The following is a 19846-nucleotide window of genomic DNA, read 5'->3' as shown; positions in this document are numbered from 1 at the left end:
CTAATGGCCTTGGGAGAGATCTCAAGGCTTTTTCGTTTTATAGATTGGGGTTTGTTGGTGTGGCCAAGGCTTCGAGCGAGGCACTTAAAATACCTTTCGAAATACTGGCATCATAATCAAAAACATGAAGTTTGATTTCAGGTTCCGGTAGTTTTCTTCTTTTATTGATTTGTTTTTCCGGATTCTTTCCTAAAATTAAGGTTAGGTGGTTCTTTGCCGAATTATAAACAAGTTTGCGAAAATGAAACCCTTCGGGGAGAACGGTTTGTAAACCGCTAGTCTCAGGATCAAAAATATAAACCGATTTATGGTCTTTATAATTCAAAACCCCATCCAAATTACTGTCATCAGTAACAGCAAGGATTATGATTTTTTTCTCCAATGAAAGAACATCTTCCTTGGGATCATCAATGGTGTTTGAAACCGTTTTTTTGGCAAAGTCTCCCACAAAATAGTCCCAGATGTAAACATCATGAGGAAATAGTTTTTGGATTTTCCCATCTTTTAAGTTGATGGAATATAAATTTCTAGCGTGAGACAAAATCCCATCTGGACCAAACCCACCGGATTCGGTTACGAGCCCATGTGGGTAAATAAAGAATTGTTTCCAATAAATTTTCCCATTCCCGTCTTCCAAATCCAAACGATCCGTGGGCTCAGGAGAATTATCTTTTTCTTTAGATTCGGGAGTTTCTACTGTGACTTCATATCCATCATCATAGAGGCGCCAACTCTTAGACAAACTAAAAGTAAGCACCGCCAAAATGAGTAAAAAGAATAAAAATACTCCGACTCTAAACTTTTCCATTATTTGTTAGCGTTATACGCTTTTATCGCACTAAAGACTTCCTCAAGCTCTGAATCTGTCATATAGGCAAATAGTGGAAAGTTAAGAACGGATTTAGAAATCCTACGAGCATTTCCATCTTTTCCAAATCGTTCGATAAGGTATGGTTTTGCACCTGGTTGGTCAGACATGGCTCCTGGATAAATATTTCCAAATCCAACTCCCTTGTCTTTTAGTACAGCTTCTATTTTAGGACGAACTTCTGGGTCCACCAAAGTTACATTACAGTAACCATTTTCCTCATAACCTTGTGGCGGCTGGATAACACCAATCCCAAGTCCAGGTAATTCTTTATAATATACAGCTTGTGATTTTTTACGAGAATCAATTCTTGATTGCAGATGTTTTAAAGATAAATTTAAAAAGGCCGCTTGCAAGGAATCAAGTCTTGAGTTCCAACCCACAAGTCCATGTTCGTAATGAGAAGTCCGTCCGTGGTTGACAAGCCTACGTGTCACAACCGACAATTCTTCATCGTTGGTAAATACGGCACCTCCGTCACCAGCAGCACCTAACACCTTTGCAGGATAAAAAGAAGTAGTGGAGATAAGAGCATCTTTATATATAGATTTTCCGTTGTATTTTACGCCAAAACACTGTGCTCCGTCTTCAATGAGAGCTACGTTTTTTTCTTTGCAGAACTTTCGAAGTTCTTCAATTTTTGCAGTTCCCCAGCCGTATAAATGAACAACAAGAGCGGCTTTCGGTTTTACTTTTTCCACTGCTTCCTTAAATACTTGGAAGTCCATTTGTAAGTCTGTTGGATTGGTATCGATGGTATAAGGATCCCCACCTACATTCACAACTGCCTCAAAGGTTGCCCAGAATGTTGAGTCCGGTAACAAAACCTTATCTCCTCGGCCCACTCCCACTGCGCGAAGTGCCAATTGCAAAGCATCAGTTCCATTAGCGCAACCAATCGCATACTTTGTTTCTGCAAAGCTAGCAAGGTTTGTTTCCAAATCGGTCACTTCGTTTCCACCGATAAACTGTGCGTTTTGCGACATGGACTTTACTTTTTCATTCCAGACGTCCAGGAATCCGGGTTCAAATCTTTTGATATCTATAAATGGAACTGCCATTGTATGCCCTTTTTATTTACTTATTGTGAAAATTTGATGAAGCCAAACATTAAACTCTTTGGAATACATGGTCCAAAGAAAAAATAAAACCCAATACAGAACCGTCCCATAAGCAAGTATTGGGATCAAGGTTTTACTTAAGTGATTGGATGCTGAATAATAAATTCGAATGAGAACGAGAGGCCATAAAAAAAATAAAAACACATAGATGGAATTTCCCATAGCCGAAATCCAAAGTAATACCTCTTCCTTAGGATTTTCCTTCCAACGAGCCACACCTTCCCAAAATTCTGGAAAAAATTGAACTAAATAAAAACAAAAAACGAGAAAGAAAAAAAACTTCCAATGGGATTCCAAATCTCTCCGGAAAAAAGTGAGCAGGAGTCCCACAAACCAAATAAAAAGAACCGGAAAGGCAAGGACTTCCAATAGTGTCATGACTTTGTTTTTGTATTCTCCGTGAGTCGTTCTAAACAGGAAATGAGTCCTGTGGGATCACTAATGCCCTTACCAGCTATGTCGAAGGCAGTTCCGTGGTCTGGAGACACACGAGTAAAATCCAGACCTAAGGTTATGTTAACTCCCTTTTTCCCTTCAAGCAATTTAAATGGAATGAGTCCTTGGTCATGGTACCCCGCCAAATACAATTCGTATGCTTTTGCCCCTGGTAAAAAAGCAGAATCGGCGGACAGTGGTCCTTCCACCGAATACTTTGCCTTTCTCAGAATTTTGGCCCCACTGGCTAAAATAGTAGATTCCTCATCTCCAATTTTTCCGCCTTCCCCTGCATGCGGGTTTAGACCCAAATAAGCAATTTTTGGATTCTTTAAAAAAGGGGAACTTGTCATCGCAGTTGCCAGTTCCTTCCAAGAAAATTTTTTTAATTCTTTCACCACATCTTTCAAAGGCACGTGGGTGGTTAAGGGAATGACATTGAGTTTTTCCCCACTCATCATCATAAATGTAGGTCGTTTGTAATACTCGGCGAGAGTTTCTGTGTGGCCACGAAATCCTTTAATCCCGGCCTTCTGCACCCACTCCTTGGAAAGTGGCAAGGTGATGAGATCGGCCCCAAGTTCCTTTTGTAAGTCCATGGCTGCAAGCAGTGAATCATACGCCATTTGGCCAGAAAATTTAGAAGGTTTTCCCAAAACAAAAGAACGAGGTTTTTTGGAATCGGACCAAGGAAGAGAATAGAATCCTGGTTCCGTGCTGGGTTTTGTGAGGCTCGGGAGAGAGGGGATGGATAGATTGTGGGGCCCACGCACAAGGTAAATGCGATGGTGTTTCCCCAAGGCTAACAATTGAGGGAAGGCAGAAACCAGAAGTTCGTAGTTGATACTGGTTGGATCGCCTTCCGAAATCAGAATGGTTTTCAATTATTCTTTTGCGTTTGGTTGTTTCCCAAAAATCTTCTCAACACTTAAGGAATCTTTTGAGTATTCCAATTCAATTAGGTCTTTGGCACTGTGTTTGAGGTCGTTGGAAATCATACAACGGCCTTCCAAGATCACCCCATTTTGGATGATGAGCTCAGGCGTTTTGATATCTCCAAGGATTTTGGAAGTAGGAAGGAGCATCACACGGTTTCTAGCCGTTACGTTTCCCACAACAATTCCCTCTACGATGACACTGGCAGCAGTGATGTTGGTTTTGACCTTTCCGGTAACACCAATGTAGAGGTGTTCGGCTTGGAGGGATTTTCCCTCGAATTTACCGTCAATTTTTAAGGATCCATTGATGAAGAATTTACCGTTGAAGTAAGAATTCTCACCAATAGTTGAATTGGTAACTTCGGTCTGATTTTTGACTAATGCCATGCTGTTACGAGTCCGTGAATGTGATTTTTCACAGTGTCCTTGTTCCCCCCGGGAATGAAAAGGTTTTTTTAGCCTCGAAAAGACGGGAGTCGAATCAAATCACATGCCTCTTCTGCAAATTCTTGAAATTCACGAAGCCCTTCCATAATGGATCGACCTTCCAAAACAGTGGCCTTTTCAAACCGTGGATTGAATTTGATAGGTTCTTCCATGTTCATAATTACGTTGACCCCATCTTTTATGTCCTTATTGACTGCGGTGAGGAAATCTCGAAATTTACCCAAAGTTTCAAAGGACTCTGCAATAAAAATTCGGGATTGTTTGTTTTTCATCCGAGACAGCTGTTCACGAAACTCTTGTTTGTCGGCAGCGGCATATTCTTCCACTGTTTCAACAAGGATCTTCATATTCCGACGTAAGTTCTCCATATACTTAAGAACTGAATCTCTTTCTGTAGCATGGGAATAATCGAATTTTATATGACCATCTCCAAGGATGGGAATGTATTCCAAATCCATAATATTCACAAGTGTACCAATTTGGTTGATTTCACTATCGTTTGAATTGGGAGAGATTTTCATCACAGGATACTGAGAGATTACTTTATGTTTAAGGTTTTCTGGATTTTCCTCTCTCGTTTTTGCATTCCTCATAGTTTGCTCTAAGTTATCAGGAATTCCTTCTGGTGATACCTCTTGCATACGGCGTCTATAACGTTCAATGTCAAAAGCAACTCTTTCTTTTTGCAGATCATTTTTGGCGTTTCTTTCAATTTTCTCCAAATTTCTTAGCATTTTCTGCAATTTGGAGAGTTCCATAATCTGTTCTTGTGAAAGAGGCATTTTATTCCCAACCTTCTGGAATATTTGTTGATTCACCAGTGGCAACTAATGTTCGTTCAATGGATTTAGCAAGAACCTCTTCACCATTTAATTTTAAAACTCTCCAATACAAATTGAGAGCCAGTGGTAAATATTTGAGTCGTCCCGCTTTTTTATAATATTCCAAAAAACTTTGGTGTTCTTTTTTTACGAAATTGATAAATGCCAATTGCAAATTAATAAAGTAAGAATATGGCCTTTTCACCAATTCTGTTTTTAATTCTTCTTCAAACTTTAGATTATCAGCACGGAAACGCACTACTGTTTCCACAAAGGGATCCATTTGGTGAGTGAGTTCATAACCAAATCCGTCTCCATAAGTCCAATCCCCACGTAAGTTTGTTTCCAATTCCTCTCGGTAGAAAACAAAAGTATTTTCTGGAAAATATCGTTTGGCATATCGTAGAGCAGGAAATGCAGGAATTTTTCCCAAAGATACAGAACGGAATTTTTGTTTTTCCCATTCTTCCCACTCCGAATAAAATCCAATGAGAAATTTCCAAAACCGAAAGGTTTCCTCTCCTGAAAACCATCCAACTTCGATTGCATGAAAAAGAACTCCAGAAATTTGCCAATAGGAATCCAATACAACTGCATCTGTGAGAGATTTAAAATTTAATTCATCTCGATTCCCTTTTACATATTCAACTAACATATGCAATATGGAATTTTCAAATGTTACCTCAGAAGTTTCCCAACCAAGCAAAAATAAAAACCTACGATTGTCGTCGGTTTGGCCAAAAAAATCTTTGGTTTTTAAGACCCAGTTGCGAAACTCGAGCACTTCTCCCAAATATAAAAATCCAAAACCAAGTAGTTCCCAATCTTCCCTTTCCATTTCCTCAAAATCCCTGTTTTGGCATAGTTCCCAGATTTGGAATAGAGTTTCTTTTGGAAAGGGGGATGGAGAGACCAATTGTGGGTCTCGGAAACGAAAGCTTGCTTCATTTTCACCCAAAACGGAACAAAGGCTGAACCCCCCGGAAAAATCGGTCGATAAATAATGAAGGTAGTTTGCAAAACGAGACTGATTGCCTGAAAAGAAGGCACGTAAGTCTGGCCAGAGTTCATTCAGACTGGCCTTTTTCGGAATATGTGGCCCTGGGTGGAATTCGATCCGATATTCCGGCCATTGCAATTTGTATTCTGTTTGTAAGCTCATGAGGAGAGGAACCTTCCCTCTCTAAATTCGTAATCATAGGAAGTATGCATGAGGCATTTTTGGTTAGCAAGTAGAATTCTTCTCTTTTTCACAACATCCTTATTTGCGGACACTGACCTTCAATATCTAATCAAATCCCACCAGTGGGGACAAATCGAAAGTCACTTTCGAAATACAAACCCTTCCCGTGAAAGCGAAGTATATAGTTTAATTGAATTTCACGAAAAAGCACCTAACGGAGACAAGGAGAAACGATTTCGGTATTTGATTTCTCTTGTGCGCGGCGTTTTTGTCACAGAATCCTCAGAGGAAGAAGTGAAAAAAATTCTGACACAAACTATGCCCTTTCAAACCACTTTATTTAAACTCAGTTATTGGAAGTTGTACACAGAGATTACCCAAAGGAACTACCTCACACCTGCCGAAAGAATCCAATTTCTGAACCGATTGAATTTAGAAGAAGATCCGATTTGCCGCAGACTCCTTGATGAATTAGTGCGCCTGCTTGCAGCAAACAACCAATGGAAAGATATTTTAGATAAAATTAATTCCATTCAAGATTCTCATAGAAGATACCTTCTCACAGGTGATACACAATACAGATACGGAAAAGCAAAACTTGTACTAGGTGATGAAAAATCAGCAGTGGAAGAATGGTTAAATTGTCTACAAAGAGATGGTCTTTCTGATTCTACTGTGCAGATGATTGCTGCAGATTGGTCGAAATACAAAGGATCAGGAAGTATTTTGCAACTGGCTCCGTCTGAACTCACACTCTTATTACCAGCAATTAACAATAATGATAAAGAAGCCTTGTTTCGAACAAGACCAGAACTTTTTTCTACAAGACTTGCTTATTATGAAGGATTCAAACACCTCACCTCAACTTTAACAAAAACGGGAAAAACAAACGAACTTTTTAGGGTTTTACGGGCAAACAAAACCTTTGTAGATATGGATTCTGCGTGGATCGTTTCATTAGCTGACGTTTTATACCAACAAAACAAATTTCAAAATGCCATTGAACTTTTGAAAACTTTTCCAGGAAAAGATGCGGGTTATTTCCGAGTGCTTGCTGCCGCTTACGACAGATTAGGTGATCGTGAAATGTATTTTGAAAATCTAATTTTATATTTAGGGAAATATCCTTTTAATCTTTTTTATCAAGATCGTCTCATCGAATTCCTAGTGGATCGAAATGGTGAAAAATCAAATTATGCACCTGTCCAAAAATTTGAAAAAGCTCTGGCTGAAATTCCCAACTTACCCGTAAAAGGCCGGCTCGTGTATTGGTATTTACGATCTCTGAAAGAAAGTGGTGATACAGAAAAGTTAAAAAAAGAACTAAAAAGATATTATGCCCTTTGCCCTGGATCTTATTATACGCGAGTGATCCGAGAGGAATTTTTACCTATCATCAAAGAAGGAAACAAACCAGACAATCCAACTTATAACAAAGAATATCTATTTGAATACTTATCTTATACAGCAGGAATTCCAGAAGAATCTTATGCTCTCCTAGGAAGAAACTTAGGATTTGTTTATCCAAAAGATTCGTATGAATTAGGAAACAAACTGGGAGGAATGAGTTCAAGAATCCAAGGCCATAAACTTCTGAACCTTGCAAAAGAATACTTTCGAGTTGGTGAGGATAGTTTGGGACTTAGTCTTGTCAACTTTCACGTAAAACGAGAAAATCTTTCCGAAGAAGAAAAGGATGAAATTTTAGTAGGGATCGGCGATTTAACGTATAACACATATTACACAGCTTTTCATACAAGGTCTCTGCTCAAAAGGCATTTTATCCCCGATGACCCCATTCTTCTACCCACCTCCCTCTCGGTCAGAATCTTTCCTAGGCCACACCAAAGTATAGTCTCTCGTTATGCTCAGGAAAACGATATTTCCGAAGACAAGGTCTATGCACTGATGCGCCAGGAATCCTTTTTCAAAGAAACAGCGACTTCGAGGTCCAACGCACGGGGCCTAATGCAAATTATGCCAGCGACAGGAAAGGAACTGGCGACACGGATGGGCATTTCTTCCTATTCCCTTTATGAACCAGAGACTTCGATCCGACTTGGGACAAAATTTCTCGCCTACCTTTTGAAATCCAATGGGAACGAATTAAAATGGGCTTCCATCGCCTATAACGGTGGACCAGGGAATTTACGGAAGTGGAAGAAGTCTGTGTATACTGGTGATTTTAACCATTTTTTAGAAGACCTTCCTTACAAAGAGTCGAGAGATTACTGTCGCATCGTGGTTTCGAATTTCTACGCATATGACATCATGAAAAAATACCATAAGTTGTAAAAAATGGCTTTTCCCCACCCTTTCCTCCGTCTATCCTTTGAAATAGACAGAGATATACAGGAGAAGATATGTCCGAAAAGGCAATTCTGAAAGTGGATGGGAAAGAGTACGAACTTCCGATTTTAGTGGGAAGCGAAGACGAGAAGGCAATTGATATTACTAAACTCCGCCAATTGTCAGGTTATGTTACGATTGATTCCGGTTATTTAAATACAGGTGCTTGCACCAGTGATATTACCTTTCTCGATGGAGAAAAGGGAATTCTTCGTTACCGTGGGATTCCAATTGATGATTTAGCTGCTAAATCAACCTTCACAGAAGTTGCATATTTACTCATTTACGGCAAACTTCCAAGTGATGCACAACTCAAAGAATGGAATAGTTCTATCACCAAACATACTATGATCCACGAGGATCTCAAACGCCTGTTCAACGGTTTTCCAAAAGACGGACACCCAATGGCGATCATGTCTTGTATGATGGGTTGTTTGTCTACATACTACCAAGATAGTTACGATCCAATGAATGAGGAACATAGAGAAATTTCCATCATTCGTTTGCTCGCAAAATTTCCAACAATCGCAGCTTACGCTTATAAAAAATCCATCGGCCAACCGATCATCCATCCGCTCAATGAATTGGACTATGCTTCCAATTTTATGAACATGATGTTTGCGGTTCCAGCGGAAGATTACCATATCGATCCAGAAATTGTTTCTGCACTCAATTTACTTCTCATCCTCCACGCAGACCACGAACAAAACTGTTCCACATCTACTGTGCGTTTGGTGGGATCTTCTCTTGCCAATCTCTATGGTGCCATTTCTGCAGGAATTCTTGCTTTATGGGGACCTCGCCACGGTGGTGCCAACCAAGAAGTTTTGGAAATGTTAGAAGGAATTAAAAAGAGCGGGCTTTCTGTGAAAAAAATCGTAGAACAAGCCAAAGACAAAAATTCCAGTTTCCGATTGAATGGATTTGGTCACCGAGTTTACAAAAACTTTGACCCTCGTGCCAAAATCATCAAGGTTGCTTGTGATAAAGTTCTAAACAAACTAGGAATCAAAGACCCACTTCTTGACATTGCCAAAGAATTGGAAGAAGCAGCACTCAACGATCCATACTTTGTAGAAAGAAAACTTTATCCAAACGTTGACTTCTACTCAGGAATCATCTACCGTGCGTTAGGAATTCCTACCAATATGTTTACAGTGATGTTTGCTATGGGAAGACTTCCTGGTTGGATTGCACAATGGAAAGAGATGATTGAAGACCCAAGTTTAAAGATTGGCCGTCCACGCCAAATTTACACTGGTCCACAAGAAATCTCATACGAAGCAGCCAAAAAACAGGCATAACGCCAAATCAAAACAGGACAGGGGTTTTATCACCCTTGTCCATAATTTTAGAATTGAAAAAACCATTCTCCATCCCTATTTTCTACTGTATCTCAATCCTTACTCTTTTTTTTAACCACCCTCTTTTTTCCGAAACTCAAAACGATATTGGCGAAAGGATCATTTACTCAACAAAGTTTTCTTATTGGATTGATCCCAGTTCTTCAGTACCTGTTGAATCAGTATTAAATACTGGTGAATTCAAAAGAATCACCGATCCTTTTCCGAACTTTGGATTTCTAAAGGGAACTCTTTGGTTAAAACTGGAACCAAACGACTTTCCCGATCCTTCGAAATACCCACTTCTACTCATACAAGCACATAACATTGATTCGGTGGAACTTTTCCATAAAAATGACGGTAACCAATATATCCTTTCCAAATCGGGTCATATCCAACCAATGTTTCAGAGAGAAATTCCACATAGAAATTTTGCCTTTCGGATTGGACATGAAAAAGAGACCATTCTAATTGCAATACGTTCCGAAATTTCCTTACAGTTTGCATTGGTATTTACCAACCAAAGAAATCTCCAAAGAGAAGACTATATCACACAATGGATTTATGGATTATTTTTTGGAAGTTTAGGAATTATCATTTTATACAATCTAGCGATCGCTTTTTTTGTTCGAGATCGAAATTATTTTTATTATATTGGTTATGTATTTTTCTTTGGGTTTGGACAACTTTCACTACTTGGTTTCTGGGGGTATTTTTTTGTTCCCAATTCTTATTTTTGGAAACGAATAGGAATCTCTTTTTTCTTTAGTATTTGCCTCTTTTACTTTGTCCTCTTTACTTCTAATTTTCTAAAACTAAAAATCCGAATTCCTAAAATTGCAAGGTTTTACAAAGTATTGGGATATCTTTCTCTTCTGAACGCACTCATCTCTTTGTTAGGTGGAATATCAGAAGCATCCATTGGAGTGACTTGGCTTTCCGTTTTGATTTGTCTAAGTTTACTCGGAGTTTTAATTTGGGGAATTTACAAAAGACTAAGATCCTTTTATTATTTTGCCATTGCTTTTGTTTTATTACTCATAACTTGTCTTGTGTATGGATTACTCAAATTCGGGATACTACCTTCTAATTCCTTTTTAGAAGAAATGTTATTTCCCATTGCTTCCCTTGCTGACATTACCTTGTTTGCTTTTGCTTTGGCAGATAGAATCCAATTGTTACGGCAAGAAAAAGATTTAGCCCTAGCTCAAGTGACAAGCCTTAGGAAAGAAAGAAAAATTTCTAGGGACATTCTGATGCAGTCCCTTCCCAAAACAATTCCGGATGTAAAAAACTTACAAATGCAAATTTTCATCCAACCAATGAAAGATGTAGGCGGAGATTTTTACGAATACTTCTCACCCAATCCTTATGAACTAGGAATTGTTCTTTGTGATGTTTCAGGTCATGGAATTCCCGCATCCCTGATTTCGGCAATGGGAAAGGTTGCCTTTACTACGCAAAAAGACAATATCCCTTCACCCAAACAAGTTTTAGAAGGAATGAACCGTGTGTTATTTGGAAATTGTAACCCGCAGTATGTCACGGCTTCTTATGTGTATCTCAATACATCCACGAAAGTATGGAGGTTTGGAAGGGCCGGCCATCCAAGTGCTTATTTACAAAGATCCAGTGGAGAAATTTTAAAAGTGCATCCCAAAGGAAAAATCATCGGGGTTTTTCCTGAAATTCAAATTGAAGAAACCACACATAGAGTGGAACGCAAAGATAGAATCCTGATCTTAAGTGATGGAGTTTTGGAATGTTTTAATCCTGAAGGGGAAATGTATGGAGAATCGGGACTTCTCGAATTTTTAAAAGCAAACCGCGAAATTCCAAATCATCTATTTAAAATAAAACTCATCCAAGATTTAGAGTCATTTTCTAAAAGAGAAATAAAAGACTGGGACGACGACCTAACCTTTATTTTTCTGGAATTGGTATGACAAAAAGTTACGAACTCCTAGATTCAGGTGACCTATCCAAATTAGAAATCGTTGGCGGATACAAACTCCATCGTTCTTCCCCTACTTCTGCTTATGGAAAAGAAACTCCTGAAATTTGGAACGATCTCCACGCTCATTATATTAAAAATGACTCGGGTTCGGGACATTGGAATTTTCAAAAAAAAGTTCCTGAAAGTTTTACCATCGAATTTTCCCATTTAACATTCAAAATCAAACTCACACCCTTTGGTCATATTGGCCTTTTCCCGGAACAAGAAACCAATTGGAACCGAATCCGAGAGATTGGAAAAAAGAAACAAGGCCTAGAAGTTCTAAACCTATTTGCCTATTCCGGTGGTTCCACACTCGCCTGCCTTGATGCTGGGATGAGTGTCTGCCATGTCGACGCTTCCAAAGGAATGGTGGACTGGGCCCGGGAAAATGCAAAACTTTCAGGACTCGATTCGAAACCTGTGCGTTGGATTGTAGACGATGTGATGAAGTTTATCCGCCGTGAAATCAAACGGGGAAAAAAATACCAAGGCCTTATCCTTGATCCTCCAAGTTTTGGTCGTGGTTCGAAAGGAGAGGTTTGGAAAATTGAAGAAAACTTAAGTGAGCTAATGGATGCACTGATGGAACTCTCCGATTCCAAACCAGAATTTGTGATCCTCAGTTGTCATAGCCAGGGTTTTAGTCCATTAACCTTAGAAAGGATTTTATCTTCACGAATCAAAACCAAAGGGAACTACCAAACCTCTGAGTTATTCATTCCAGAAAAATCAGGAAAAAAATACCCTGCTGGATTTTGTACTTTCTTCTCTAAATAATTCAGGCAAATCTTAAGATCCGTATCCTGTTATATGCCAAATAGAAGACAATACATTACCAGTTTTTCCAATCCCAAGGTCAAATGGGTTGCGGGACTCAAAGAAAAACGAAATCGGGATGAAGAAAAAAAGTTTTTCATCGAAGGTTATCGTGAAATTAAAAAAGCGATCACAAGCAACCCAAACTCATCTATCCCTTGTTTGCCGGTAAACATTACAAGTTTATTCATATCCCCTGAATGTTTTTTGGGAGAAAATGAAGAGGCTCTCATTAAGTCAATCCATTGTCCCATCTTTGAACTTCCCCGTAAAATTTTTGAAAAAATTTCTTATAGGGATCGGCCAGATGGCCTCATCGCAGTAGCAGAAACTCCCGATGCCCATGTCCCTTGGGAGAAAATAAAGTCCATGAATACCAATCCCATCCTTATCATCGAAGGAGTGGAAAAACCGGGGAACCTAGGAACCATCCTTCGAACGGCAGAAGGTGCGGGTGTTGGCCTTGTGATTGTCACCGATCCACGAATTGATCTTTTTAATCCGAATGTGGTGCGGGCAAGTACAGGAACCATTTTCACTCTACCAGTTTATATTGGAGATTTACAGGAAGTTCTTAAAGAATTCAAAGGCAAAGGTTACAAACGTTATGCGGTCACTCCCGAAGGAAAAACTCTTTATACCTCCATCAATATGAAAGAAAAATCAGTATTTCTTTTTGGAAGTGAACAGTATGGATTGAGTGTTGAAGCAAAAAATCTTTCTGATGACACACTCCACTTACCCATGCTCGGAGAAGCCGATTCTTTAAACCTAGCCATGTCTTGTGGAATTGTATTGTATGAATCCATTAGACAAAGAAGCCAATGAAACTATATTTTTATATTTCAGGCCACGGATTCGGCCATATCAGTCGTTCTGCAAATATCATAAGGCGCCTACTAAAAGAGGATTTCATTGAAGAAATTCATTTAGTTAGTACCAGAATTTCATTTTTAGAATTTACCCACCCAAAACTCATCACAAAAAATTTAAAACTGGATGTAGGAGTTTCTCAAAAAAACTCACTCTCCATTGATTTACAAACCACAAAAGAAGAACTCATCGACTTCGAAAAAAAGAAATCAAAACTTCTAAAAGAAGAAACAGAATACTGCAAAAAAAACAAAATAGGTTTGATCCTAACAGACAGTTCTTCTTTTCCTATTACCATTGCCCTGGAAACAGGAATTCCAAGTGTATTTATTGGAAATTTTACTTGGGATTTTATTTATCAAAATTACGCAAAAGGTGATTCTTATTTTGGGACTCTCAGCGAACAACTGCAGGTGGAATATGGGTTTGCAACGGAAGCATTGGTACTACCGTTTTTTTGTCCTATGCCGCCTTTTCTTGAACAAACTAATATTGGTCTTGTGGGAAGAAAACCAACCCTTTCGAAAAAACAAGCCAGACAAAAGTTTGGAATGAAAGACGATACCACATACATCCTATTATCTTTTGGCGCCTATGGTTTGGAAGGAACCAAACTACAAACAGAAAATCTTCCAAAGTCCATCCAACTTGTGGCATACGGAGTTCCGGGAATCCAGACAGAAGATATTTTAGTACCGGAAGTATCACATTATCCGGACTTGGTTGCAGCTGCAGATTATGTTTGTACAAAACCAGGATACGGAATTTTAGCTGAATGTTATTATGCAAAGACCCCTATACTCTATACAGACCGTGGAGATTTTAGTGAATACTTCCATTTGGTAAATGCTTTAGATTTATACTTTCGTTCCGCATATATTGACTTATCCCGAATTATTTCTTGTCAATTTGAAGAAGTGCTGACTCTAATTAATACAATCGACTCCATGACTCCAAAGTTAGAATTAAAAGTGGATGGAGAAGAAGATGTCGTTTCTCACTTATTAGAATACAATTAAATGCCCGGCCCAGACTCTTATACCGATCGTATCCTCCAAGATTTAGAAGCTTCTGAAAACGGTTATTTCCAGATCGAAAATTCCGGTGGTAAAGCAGTTCTAAAAATCACAAAACCTGGTGCCAAAGGAAAAAAAGTCGATTACAAGGATGTTTTGGCAAGGGTGCAACTTTTTGGAGTAGAAGGTTACAACCAGGAACAAATCAAAAGAGCAGTTGTTTTAGCAGAAAACAAACCAGTTGAAATTGGAACCTGGTCAAAGGGAGATCCTACTAGTTCTTATGCTGACATTACTATTTCCGAAGATCATATGGAAGCCAAAATGGTTCTACATCCACCCAAACATGGAGGCGACCTTCTCACCGAATACCAGTTACGTGAACAAATTGCCTCGGTGGGTATTTCCGTTGGGATCATTGATGTTGTCATCCAAAACCAAATCAAAAACCCAAACTTTTTTGTTCCTTATACGATTGCCAAAGGTTACCCACCCGTTCCAGGCAAAGATGGACAAATCAAAATATACTTTCGTTCGGACAACAAACCCCAACTGGAAGAAGATGAACATGGTCGGATTGATTATAAAAATATTGGAGTCATCCAATCAGTAAAACCGGGAGATCTCATTGCAGAAAGAATTCCGCCAAAAAAAGGTGAATTTGGAAAAACTGTGAATGGAACCATCATCCCTTACCCAGAAGAAAAATCAGTGGATTGGAATCTTGGTCCCAATGTTGAACTAAAGGAGGACAAACTGTACGCCAAAATTGCTGGCCGGCCAGTTTTATCTGCCGCCTGGGAAATCAAAGTGGATGAAGTGATCCAATTAGAAGCAGTCGATTATTCCACAGGGAATATCGATTTTCCAGGAACCATCATCGTAGAAGATAAAATTGGAGATGGATTTTCGTTAACCACAAATGGAAGTATCATCATTCGAAATTCCGTAGGTAAGGCATTTCTAAAAGCCAAAGGTGATATTGTTCTCTCTGGTGGGTTTATGGGACGCGGAGAAGGTTATATCGAATCAGATGGAAACATTTATGCTAAATTTGTAGAACAAGGAAAACTTACTGCTCAAGGAAGTATCTTTGTGGAAGAAGCTGTGATGCATTCTGAAATTTCTGCCAAAGATTTGATTCGTGTCATGGGAGGAAGAGGAGAGGTAATTGGAGGAACTTTGATTGCGGGAAATTCTCTTACCTGCTCCAAACTTGGTGCTGTGGTGGAAACCAAAACCAAGGTTGCCATAGGGACTCCACCAGAATTACTCGATGAACTCAACCGAATGAAAAAAGAAATCGCAGAAAAAGAAATCACCTTACATAAAGTCCAGCTAACACTCACTAAACTAGTGGAAAAAAGTCAGAAAAAAGAACTAAACAAAGAAGAAAAAGAAAGTATTGCCAAACTAAAAGAGGCAAACGATAAGTTTACCAAAGTTTTAGAAACTGAATCCAAACAGTTTGAAACTGCACTTGGTTCTTATGAACCAAATCCAGATGCCTTTGTGGATGTAGAAAGAGAAGTTTATCCGGGTGTGGATTTAAGTTTTGGAGCTGGGAAAAACTATCGTTTAGGAATCAATTCCTTAGTTGGGAAAACACATTTTTACCTGGGAACCGACGGCAGCATTCAAACAGAAAGAACCGTCATTCGAAAAGAAGACTAAATACGAAGATTTATCGTTTATTCTCCGTTGATGATCCCTTCTTCTTCATCACGTGAAATTCTTTTTTCTGGTTTAAGATCTGCATCAACAGAGTTTGTCACTTCAGGAACAATTGTTTTCTTTCTTTTTTCAAATTTCAATTTAGCCAAATCAGCTTTATCAAAAACTAACCAATGTTTATTACGGAATCCAGAAACCTTTTTAAAGGAAAATCCTGAACCTTGTAAAATGTATGTAGATGCTGGAAAATGTTCAAAAGGAATGTCAGGGATATTAGACCAATCATAATAATTCCCTTGTTCATCATATGTGATTTCTTTCTGAAGTTCTCCAAATAAAATCTCAATGGAAGTTTCTGACGACCAAATATAAAAACCTGTACGGGAATAATGAGAAACCACAGACTTCACTGGATTGTATTTAGAGATAACAAGTAGTAGTTGGTCTGGTTTCAGCTTTTGTAATCCGTCAGCCAGATCCATAGCAAACTCTTTGATTTCTTTTTCTTCAAAGATATATTGATTTACGTCTCCGTAAGAACTTTCTTCTCGGAATCTAATATTTCCAAGTAAATCTAAAATTTTATCTTCTGTAATTTCTACGGGATGTGCAAAAGTTTTAGGAACAGATGATTCTGATTTTAAATTAATTTTGTCTCGGTTGACTGTATAAATGGCAAATTCGTTACTACGGAATAACAATGACCTGGACTTCACACCTGATGCACAGGAATTAAGGAAGATTGATAATAAAATAAGAGAAAAAATTTTGGAAAGTTTCATTACGCTTATGCCTCTAGAGTTTTTTGGAACTCTGGAAATTTAGAAAGGTATTCATCTAAAGTTAAGATAGAAAGGATATGGTTAAGTCCGGAAAGTCGAAACACGGAGTTTAGGTTTTTATTTAGATTGGTAACAAAAATTTCGACTCCGCGATTGTGAAGCGCTGAAGATGCTTTGATCACCGCACCAATCCCACTCGAGTCCAAAAACTTTACTGAGTGGAAATCCATGGTCAGTTTTCCAAAATTCTGACTATCAATCGCTTTTTCAAACTCTTGGTAAAACTCTCTTGAGTTTTCCATCAGGACATCCCTTTGGATCGAAAGAAGCAGGTGATTTTCCTGACGGTGGCTTAGAATCAACATAGTTGGATTAACAATACGTTACGATTCTCTGGATTTGTGTCAAGAAAATCGGCTTTACGAAAGTGGTGCCAAATCCGTCAGATTCATCTCTAAATCGTGAGGGTATCCTTCTTTATCATTATAAACAACTATGGCTTTTTCTGCTTGGATTTCTTTAATTTCAACAGTAGATCCAGTAAAAATAAAAATCCCTTGATGAAGGAACGTTTGTTTGGTGAGTTTTGCCTTATCGCCTGGCTTCATTCCCCTTCCCCTGTTTTTAGATAGAGGTCTTTACCAGCTTTTTTCATGACATCGAAGATATACATTTGGCTATGATCCACTCGGGTTCCAATATCATAAATGGCATCAGTAAAATCGGCACCTTCGATTTTGGCAGAAGCAAGTTTTGCAAAACGTAAATCAGCACCTCGAAAGTTTGCATTTCTAAGATCGGCACCGTTAAAAAATGAAGCCTTTAGGTTTGCACCTTGGAAGTTGGCTCCTACAAAACTGGAATTTTGAAGGAAGGCGTTGTGAAGATCAGCGCCAGAAAAATCCACACCATCTAACTTTTCTTTTTCTAACATAACACTGGATAACTTCGCAGCGCGAAGATGACCTTGGTTATGGAGGAGTTCCATAGTTTGTGATTTTGTGATTCGGTTTTCTTTGGGAACACCTTGTCCTGACTCATAATCTTCAACTGCTTTTTTTAATGCAGCCACTGCTGATTCTGGGTAGTTCTTTCTTCTTTCTGGAAATTCAAAAAGTGTTTCTAAGGTTTCTGGAGTGAGATTTTTAAGTTCCAAAAGGGATTTTCCTTTTGCATACTCAGTAGCCATAGCGAGAGCCACAATTCCAAACCCGCACCCTGTTGTAGTGTAACTTGCGTCTTCCACAACAGAATTGTCGTTTAACTTTAAATAGATGCGATAACCGTCTCCGCAACCGGTGTTGCGGTAATAGGAGACGACTGTAGCGTCTTCCATCTCACGATAATTCATCCTTTGATCGTTGATTTCTTTGTAGCGAGCAAAGTCCATTACTGCCATGAGTTGTTCCCCCGTTATGACTTAGACGGTTCTTAAGGCGACTGCCTCTTACTTCATTTTGTATTTTTTCTTGAACTTGTCTACTCGACCGGTAGTATCCAATAATTTGGATTTTCCAGTAAAGAATGGGTGGCAGTTGGAACAAATTTCCACACTGATATCACCGGCAGTGGATCTTGTATCGATCACTGTACCACAAGCGCATTTGATTTTTGCAGAAATGTATTTTGGATGGATGTCAGTTTTCATGGTGGCCCTTTTAGTTCGTATTCATGCTGGCGAGGAATTGGTCGTTGGTCTTCGCTCCACGCATTTTTTCAATCAATAGTTCCATACTTTCGGTGATACTCATAGGCGAAAGTACTTTTCGGAGGATAAAGACACGAGTGAGCGTATCTTGTGGAAGGAGGAGTTCTTCCTTCCTGGTTCCGGAGCGGTTGATGTCGATCGCAGGGAAAATTCGTTTGTCAGCGAGTTTTCGGTCCAAATGGATTTCCATATTTCCCGTTCCCTTAAATTCCTCAAAAATCACCTCATCCATTCGGGAACCGGTGTCAATGAGGGCAGTCGCGATGATGGTGAGTGAGCCACCCTCTTCGATATTTCTTGCTGCTCCAAAAAAACGTTTTGGTTTGTGGAGGGCATTGGAGTCCACACCACCAGAAAGGATTTTTCCAGAAGTAGGAACCACTTGGTTATAAGCACGTGCAAGCCTTGTGATAGAGTCGAGTAAAATGACCACATCCTTTCCGTGTTCCACAAGTCGTTTTGCCTTTTCGATGACCATCTCCGCTACTTGGACGTGGCGTTGTGCAGGTTCATCAAAAGTGGAACTCACAACCTCACCCTTTACATGACGAGCCATGTCGGTCACTTCTTCTGGACGTTCATCGATGAGTAACACGATAAGAAAAATTTCTGGGTGATTTCTTGTGATCGCATTGGCAATGGATTGCATAAGGACTGTTTTACCAGTCCTTGGTGGTGCAACAATCAGAGCTCTTTGTCCTTTCCCAATTGGACACATAAGATCAATCACGCGAGTGTCCAAATGACTTGGATCAAACTCCATATTGATTCTTTCGTTTGGATAAAGAGGTGTTAGGTTATCAAATAAATTTCTTTTTTGTGCCACTTCCACTGGGAAACCGTTGATAGATTCCACACGTAACATCGCAAAAAATCTTTCTGCTTCTTTTGGCGGTCGGATGAGTCCTGTTACGGTATCGCCTGTTCTAAGACCAAACAATTTAATTTGAGAAGGTGATACATAAATATCATCTGGACCTGGCACATAATTGTAGTCAGGCGACCGAAGGAATCCGTATCCATCAGGAAGTCTTTCCATAACTCCTGCTGCATGCACTTGTCCATCTTTTTCGGTTTGTGCTTGGAGAAGAGCAAACATCAAGTTTTGTTTTTTCAGACCATGAGTGTTTTCCACACCCAAACCTTTTGCAAGGTCGGCTAGTTCATTGATGTTTTTTTTCTTGAGTTCTACTAAATCAAGCGGAGGAGGAATTGGACCTTCGTATCGATTCTTTTTCTTCTTAAACTGTTTTGGTGGTTCGGAACCATCTTCTTGGTCCATGATGCCGTTCGTATATTCAGTTGGTTCTTCAGGAGGGTTAACTTGGATTTCTTCTTGTTTGCGTGATGCCATAGATTGTTCTACATTGATTTGTTAAGGTATTTGATTAAATTCGGGAAACCATTTGTGCAAGTTATGTATGCAAGGGAAACAGCGAAGTGCGGAGGTGTTTTCTCAAACGGTAATGAAAA

Annotated in this window: 20 protein-coding genes; 7 read left to right on the top strand and 13 right to left on the bottom strand. The window is 39.1% G+C overall.

The window, feature by feature from the left end; all coding sequences use genetic code 11:
• Positions 1–37 precede the first annotated feature (37 nt).
• The 7 genes from CH364_RS04110 to CH364_RS04080 all read right to left on the bottom strand — a co-directional run bounded on the left by CH364_RS04110 (position 38) and on the right by CH364_RS04080 (position 5792).
• The gene (locus tag CH364_RS04110) at positions 38–808 is read right to left on the bottom strand and encodes a hypothetical protein (RefSeq protein ID WP_207762207.1); all 771 of its coding nucleotides are present in this window, start codon (positions 806–808) and stop codon (positions 38–40) included.
• Positions 808–1929, bottom strand: a complete 1122-nt coding sequence (locus CH364_RS04105) for a DegT/DnrJ/EryC1/StrS aminotransferase family protein (RefSeq protein WP_100742328.1) — start codon at positions 1927–1929, stop codon at positions 808–810. The genes CH364_RS04110 and CH364_RS04105 overlap by 1 nt, the downstream gene beginning before the upstream one ends.
• 12 nt (positions 1930–1941) lie before the next feature.
• A complete protein-coding gene (locus CH364_RS04100) occupies positions 1942–2367 on the bottom strand; it encodes a hypothetical protein (RefSeq protein ID WP_100742327.1) in 426 nt (141 codons plus the stop codon).
• The gene (locus tag CH364_RS04095; protein ID WP_100742326.1) at positions 2364–3308 is read right to left on the bottom strand and encodes a PdxA family dehydrogenase; all 945 of its coding nucleotides are present in this window, start codon (positions 3306–3308) and stop codon (positions 2364–2366) included. The genes CH364_RS04100 and CH364_RS04095 overlap by 4 nt, the downstream gene beginning before the upstream one ends.
• Entirely contained in the window at positions 3309–3749 is a 441-nt protein-coding gene (locus CH364_RS04090) for a bactofilin family protein (RefSeq protein ID WP_002973191.1), read from the bottom strand. It abuts the gene before it with no gap.
• 68 nt (positions 3750–3817) lie between these two features.
• Positions 3818–4591: a hypothetical protein gene (locus tag CH364_RS04085; RefSeq protein ID WP_100742325.1), complete on the bottom strand. Its 774-nt coding sequence runs from the start codon at positions 4589–4591 to the stop codon at positions 3818–3820.
• A 1-nt stretch (position 4592) separates the two neighbouring features.
• A complete protein-coding gene (locus CH364_RS04080; protein ID WP_100742324.1) occupies positions 4593–5792 on the bottom strand; it encodes an LBF_1011 family protein in 1200 nt (399 codons plus the stop codon).
• A gap of 48 nt (positions 5793–5840) precedes the next feature.
• Here CH364_RS04080 and CH364_RS04075 point away from each other — a divergent pair, with 48 nt between their 5' ends.
• The 7 genes from CH364_RS04075 (at position 5841) to CH364_RS04045 (ending at position 15883) form a co-directional block, all read left to right on the top strand.
• The gene (locus tag CH364_RS04075) at positions 5841–8108 is read left to right on the top strand and encodes a lytic transglycosylase domain-containing protein (protein ID WP_100742323.1); all 2268 of its coding nucleotides are present in this window, start codon (positions 5841–5843) and stop codon (positions 8106–8108) included.
• A 68-nt stretch (positions 8109–8176) separates the two neighbouring features.
• The gene (locus CH364_RS04070; protein WP_100742322.1) at positions 8177–9466 is read left to right on the top strand and encodes a citrate synthase; all 1290 of its coding nucleotides are present in this window, start codon (positions 8177–8179) and stop codon (positions 9464–9466) included.
• A gap of 35 nt (positions 9467–9501) precedes the next feature.
• Entirely contained in the window at positions 9502–11451 is a 1950-nt protein-coding gene (locus tag CH364_RS04065; RefSeq protein WP_243401241.1) for a SpoIIE family protein phosphatase, read from the top strand.
• Positions 11448–12281, top strand: a complete 834-nt coding sequence (locus CH364_RS04060; protein WP_100742321.1) for a class I SAM-dependent methyltransferase — start codon at positions 11448–11450, stop codon at positions 12279–12281. Before CH364_RS04065 ends, CH364_RS04060 begins: the two co-directional genes overlap by 4 nt.
• Before the next feature lie 33 nt (positions 12282–12314).
• The gene (locus tag CH364_RS04055) at positions 12315–13148 is read left to right on the top strand and encodes a TrmH family RNA methyltransferase (RefSeq protein ID WP_100742320.1); all 834 of its coding nucleotides are present in this window, start codon (positions 12315–12317) and stop codon (positions 13146–13148) included.
• Positions 13145–14212 carry a glycosyl transferase gene (locus CH364_RS04050; RefSeq protein ID WP_100742319.1) on the top strand — a complete coding sequence of 356 codons (1068 nt, stop codon included), beginning with the start codon at positions 13145–13147 and terminating at the stop codon, positions 14210–14212. Before CH364_RS04055 ends, CH364_RS04050 begins: the two co-directional genes overlap by 4 nt.
• Positions 14213–15883, top strand: a complete 1671-nt coding sequence (locus tag CH364_RS04045; protein ID WP_100742318.1) for a DUF342 domain-containing protein — start codon at positions 14213–14215, stop codon at positions 15881–15883.
• Positions 15884–15900: 17 nt separating this feature from the next.
• Here the strand turns inward: CH364_RS04045 and CH364_RS04040 are convergent, their stop codons facing one another.
• From CH364_RS04040 to rho, 6 genes are all read right to left on the bottom strand, one after another.
• Positions 15901–16665 (bottom strand): LA_1326/LA_4305 family lipoprotein, encoded by a 765-nt coding sequence (locus CH364_RS04040; protein WP_100742317.1) that lies wholly within the window; start codon positions 16663–16665, stop codon positions 15901–15903.
• A 5-nt stretch (positions 16666–16670) separates the two neighbouring features.
• On the bottom strand, positions 16671–16967 hold the full coding sequence (locus tag CH364_RS04035; RefSeq protein ID WP_004785957.1) for an STAS domain-containing protein: 297 nt from the start codon (positions 16965–16967) through the stop codon (positions 16671–16673).
• 117 nt (positions 16968–17084) lie between these two features.
• Positions 17085–17273, bottom strand: coding sequence for a hypothetical protein (locus tag CH364_RS04030; RefSeq protein WP_100742316.1), 189 nt, complete (start codon positions 17271–17273; stop codon positions 17085–17087).
• A complete protein-coding gene (locus CH364_RS04025) occupies positions 17270–18064 on the bottom strand; it encodes a pentapeptide repeat-containing protein (RefSeq protein ID WP_100742315.1) in 795 nt (264 codons plus the stop codon). The genes CH364_RS04030 and CH364_RS04025 overlap by 4 nt, the downstream gene beginning before the upstream one ends.
• A gap of 48 nt (positions 18065–18112) precedes the next feature.
• Positions 18113–18313: a 50S ribosomal protein L31 gene (rpmE, locus tag CH364_RS04020; RefSeq protein WP_100742314.1), complete on the bottom strand. Its 201-nt coding sequence runs from the start codon at positions 18311–18313 to the stop codon at positions 18113–18115.
• A gap of 10 nt (positions 18314–18323) precedes the next feature.
• Positions 18324–19727 carry a transcription termination factor Rho gene (gene rho, locus CH364_RS04015; RefSeq protein WP_004784490.1) on the bottom strand — a complete coding sequence of 468 codons (1404 nt, stop codon included), beginning with the start codon at positions 19725–19727 and terminating at the stop codon, positions 18324–18326.
• Positions 19728–19846: the final 119 nt, after the last annotated feature.

The sequence above is a fragment of the Leptospira harrisiae genome (genome assembly GCF_002811945.1).
GTDB classification, from domain to species: domain Bacteria; phylum Spirochaetota; class Leptospiria; order Leptospirales; family Leptospiraceae; genus Leptospira_A; species Leptospira_A harrisiae.
This window is presented reverse-complemented; position numbering and strand designations above follow the sequence as displayed.

Bases quoted from the DNA above. Each gene is read 5' to 3' on its own strand.
- CH364_RS04025 (WP_100742315.1), bottom strand. From the start codon at position 18,064: ATGGCAGTAATGGACTTTGCTCGCTACAAAGAAATCAACGATCAAAGG.
- CH364_RS04080 (WP_100742324.1), bottom strand. From the start codon at position 5,792: ATGAGCTTACAAACAGAATACAAATTGCAATGGCCGGAATATCGGATC.
- CH364_RS04105 (WP_100742328.1), bottom strand. From the start codon at position 1,929: ATGGCAGTTCCATTTATAGATATCAAAAGATTTGAACCCGGATTCCTG.
- rpmE (WP_100742314.1), bottom strand. From the start codon at position 18,313: ATGAAAACTGACATCCATCCAAAATACATTTCTGCAAAAATCAAATGC.
- CH364_RS04055 (WP_100742320.1), top strand. From the start codon at position 12,315: ATGCCAAATAGAAGACAATACATTACCAGTTTTTCCAATCCCAAGGTC.
- CH364_RS04060 (WP_100742321.1), top strand. From the start codon at position 11,448: ATGACAAAAAGTTACGAACTCCTAGATTCAGGTGACCTATCCAAATTA.
- CH364_RS04100 (WP_100742327.1), bottom strand. From the start codon at position 2,367: ATGACACTATTGGAAGTCCTTGCCTTTCCGGTTCTTTTTATTTGGTTT.
- CH364_RS04110 (WP_207762207.1), bottom strand. From the start codon at position 808: ATGGAAAAGTTTAGAGTCGGAGTATTTTTATTCTTTTTACTCATTTTG.
- CH364_RS04050 (WP_100742319.1), top strand. From the start codon at position 13,145: ATGAAACTATATTTTTATATTTCAGGCCACGGATTCGGCCATATCAGT.
- CH364_RS04040 (WP_100742317.1), bottom strand. From the start codon at position 16,665: ATGAAACTTTCCAAAATTTTTTCTCTTATTTTATTATCAATCTTCCTT.
- CH364_RS04070 (WP_100742322.1), top strand. From the start codon at position 8,177: ATGTCCGAAAAGGCAATTCTGAAAGTGGATGGGAAAGAGTACGAACTT.
- CH364_RS04075 (WP_100742323.1), top strand. From the start codon at position 5,841: ATGAGGCATTTTTGGTTAGCAAGTAGAATTCTTCTCTTTTTCACAACA.
- CH364_RS04090 (WP_002973191.1), bottom strand. From the start codon at position 3,749: ATGGCATTAGTCAAAAATCAGACCGAAGTTACCAATTCAACTATTGGT.
- CH364_RS04030 (WP_100742316.1), bottom strand. From the start codon at position 17,273: ATGAAGCCAGGCGATAAGGCAAAACTCACCAAACAAACGTTCCTTCAT.
- CH364_RS04045 (WP_100742318.1), top strand. From the start codon at position 14,213: ATGCCCGGCCCAGACTCTTATACCGATCGTATCCTCCAAGATTTAGAA.
- CH364_RS04085 (WP_100742325.1), bottom strand. From the start codon at position 4,591: ATGCCTCTTTCACAAGAACAGATTATGGAACTCTCCAAATTGCAGAAA.
- rho (WP_004784490.1), bottom strand. From the start codon at position 19,727: ATGGCATCACGCAAACAAGAAGAAATCCAAGTTAACCCTCCTGAAGAA.
- CH364_RS04035 (WP_004785957.1), bottom strand. From the start codon at position 16,967: ATGGAAAACTCAAGAGAGTTTTACCAAGAGTTTGAAAAAGCGATTGAT.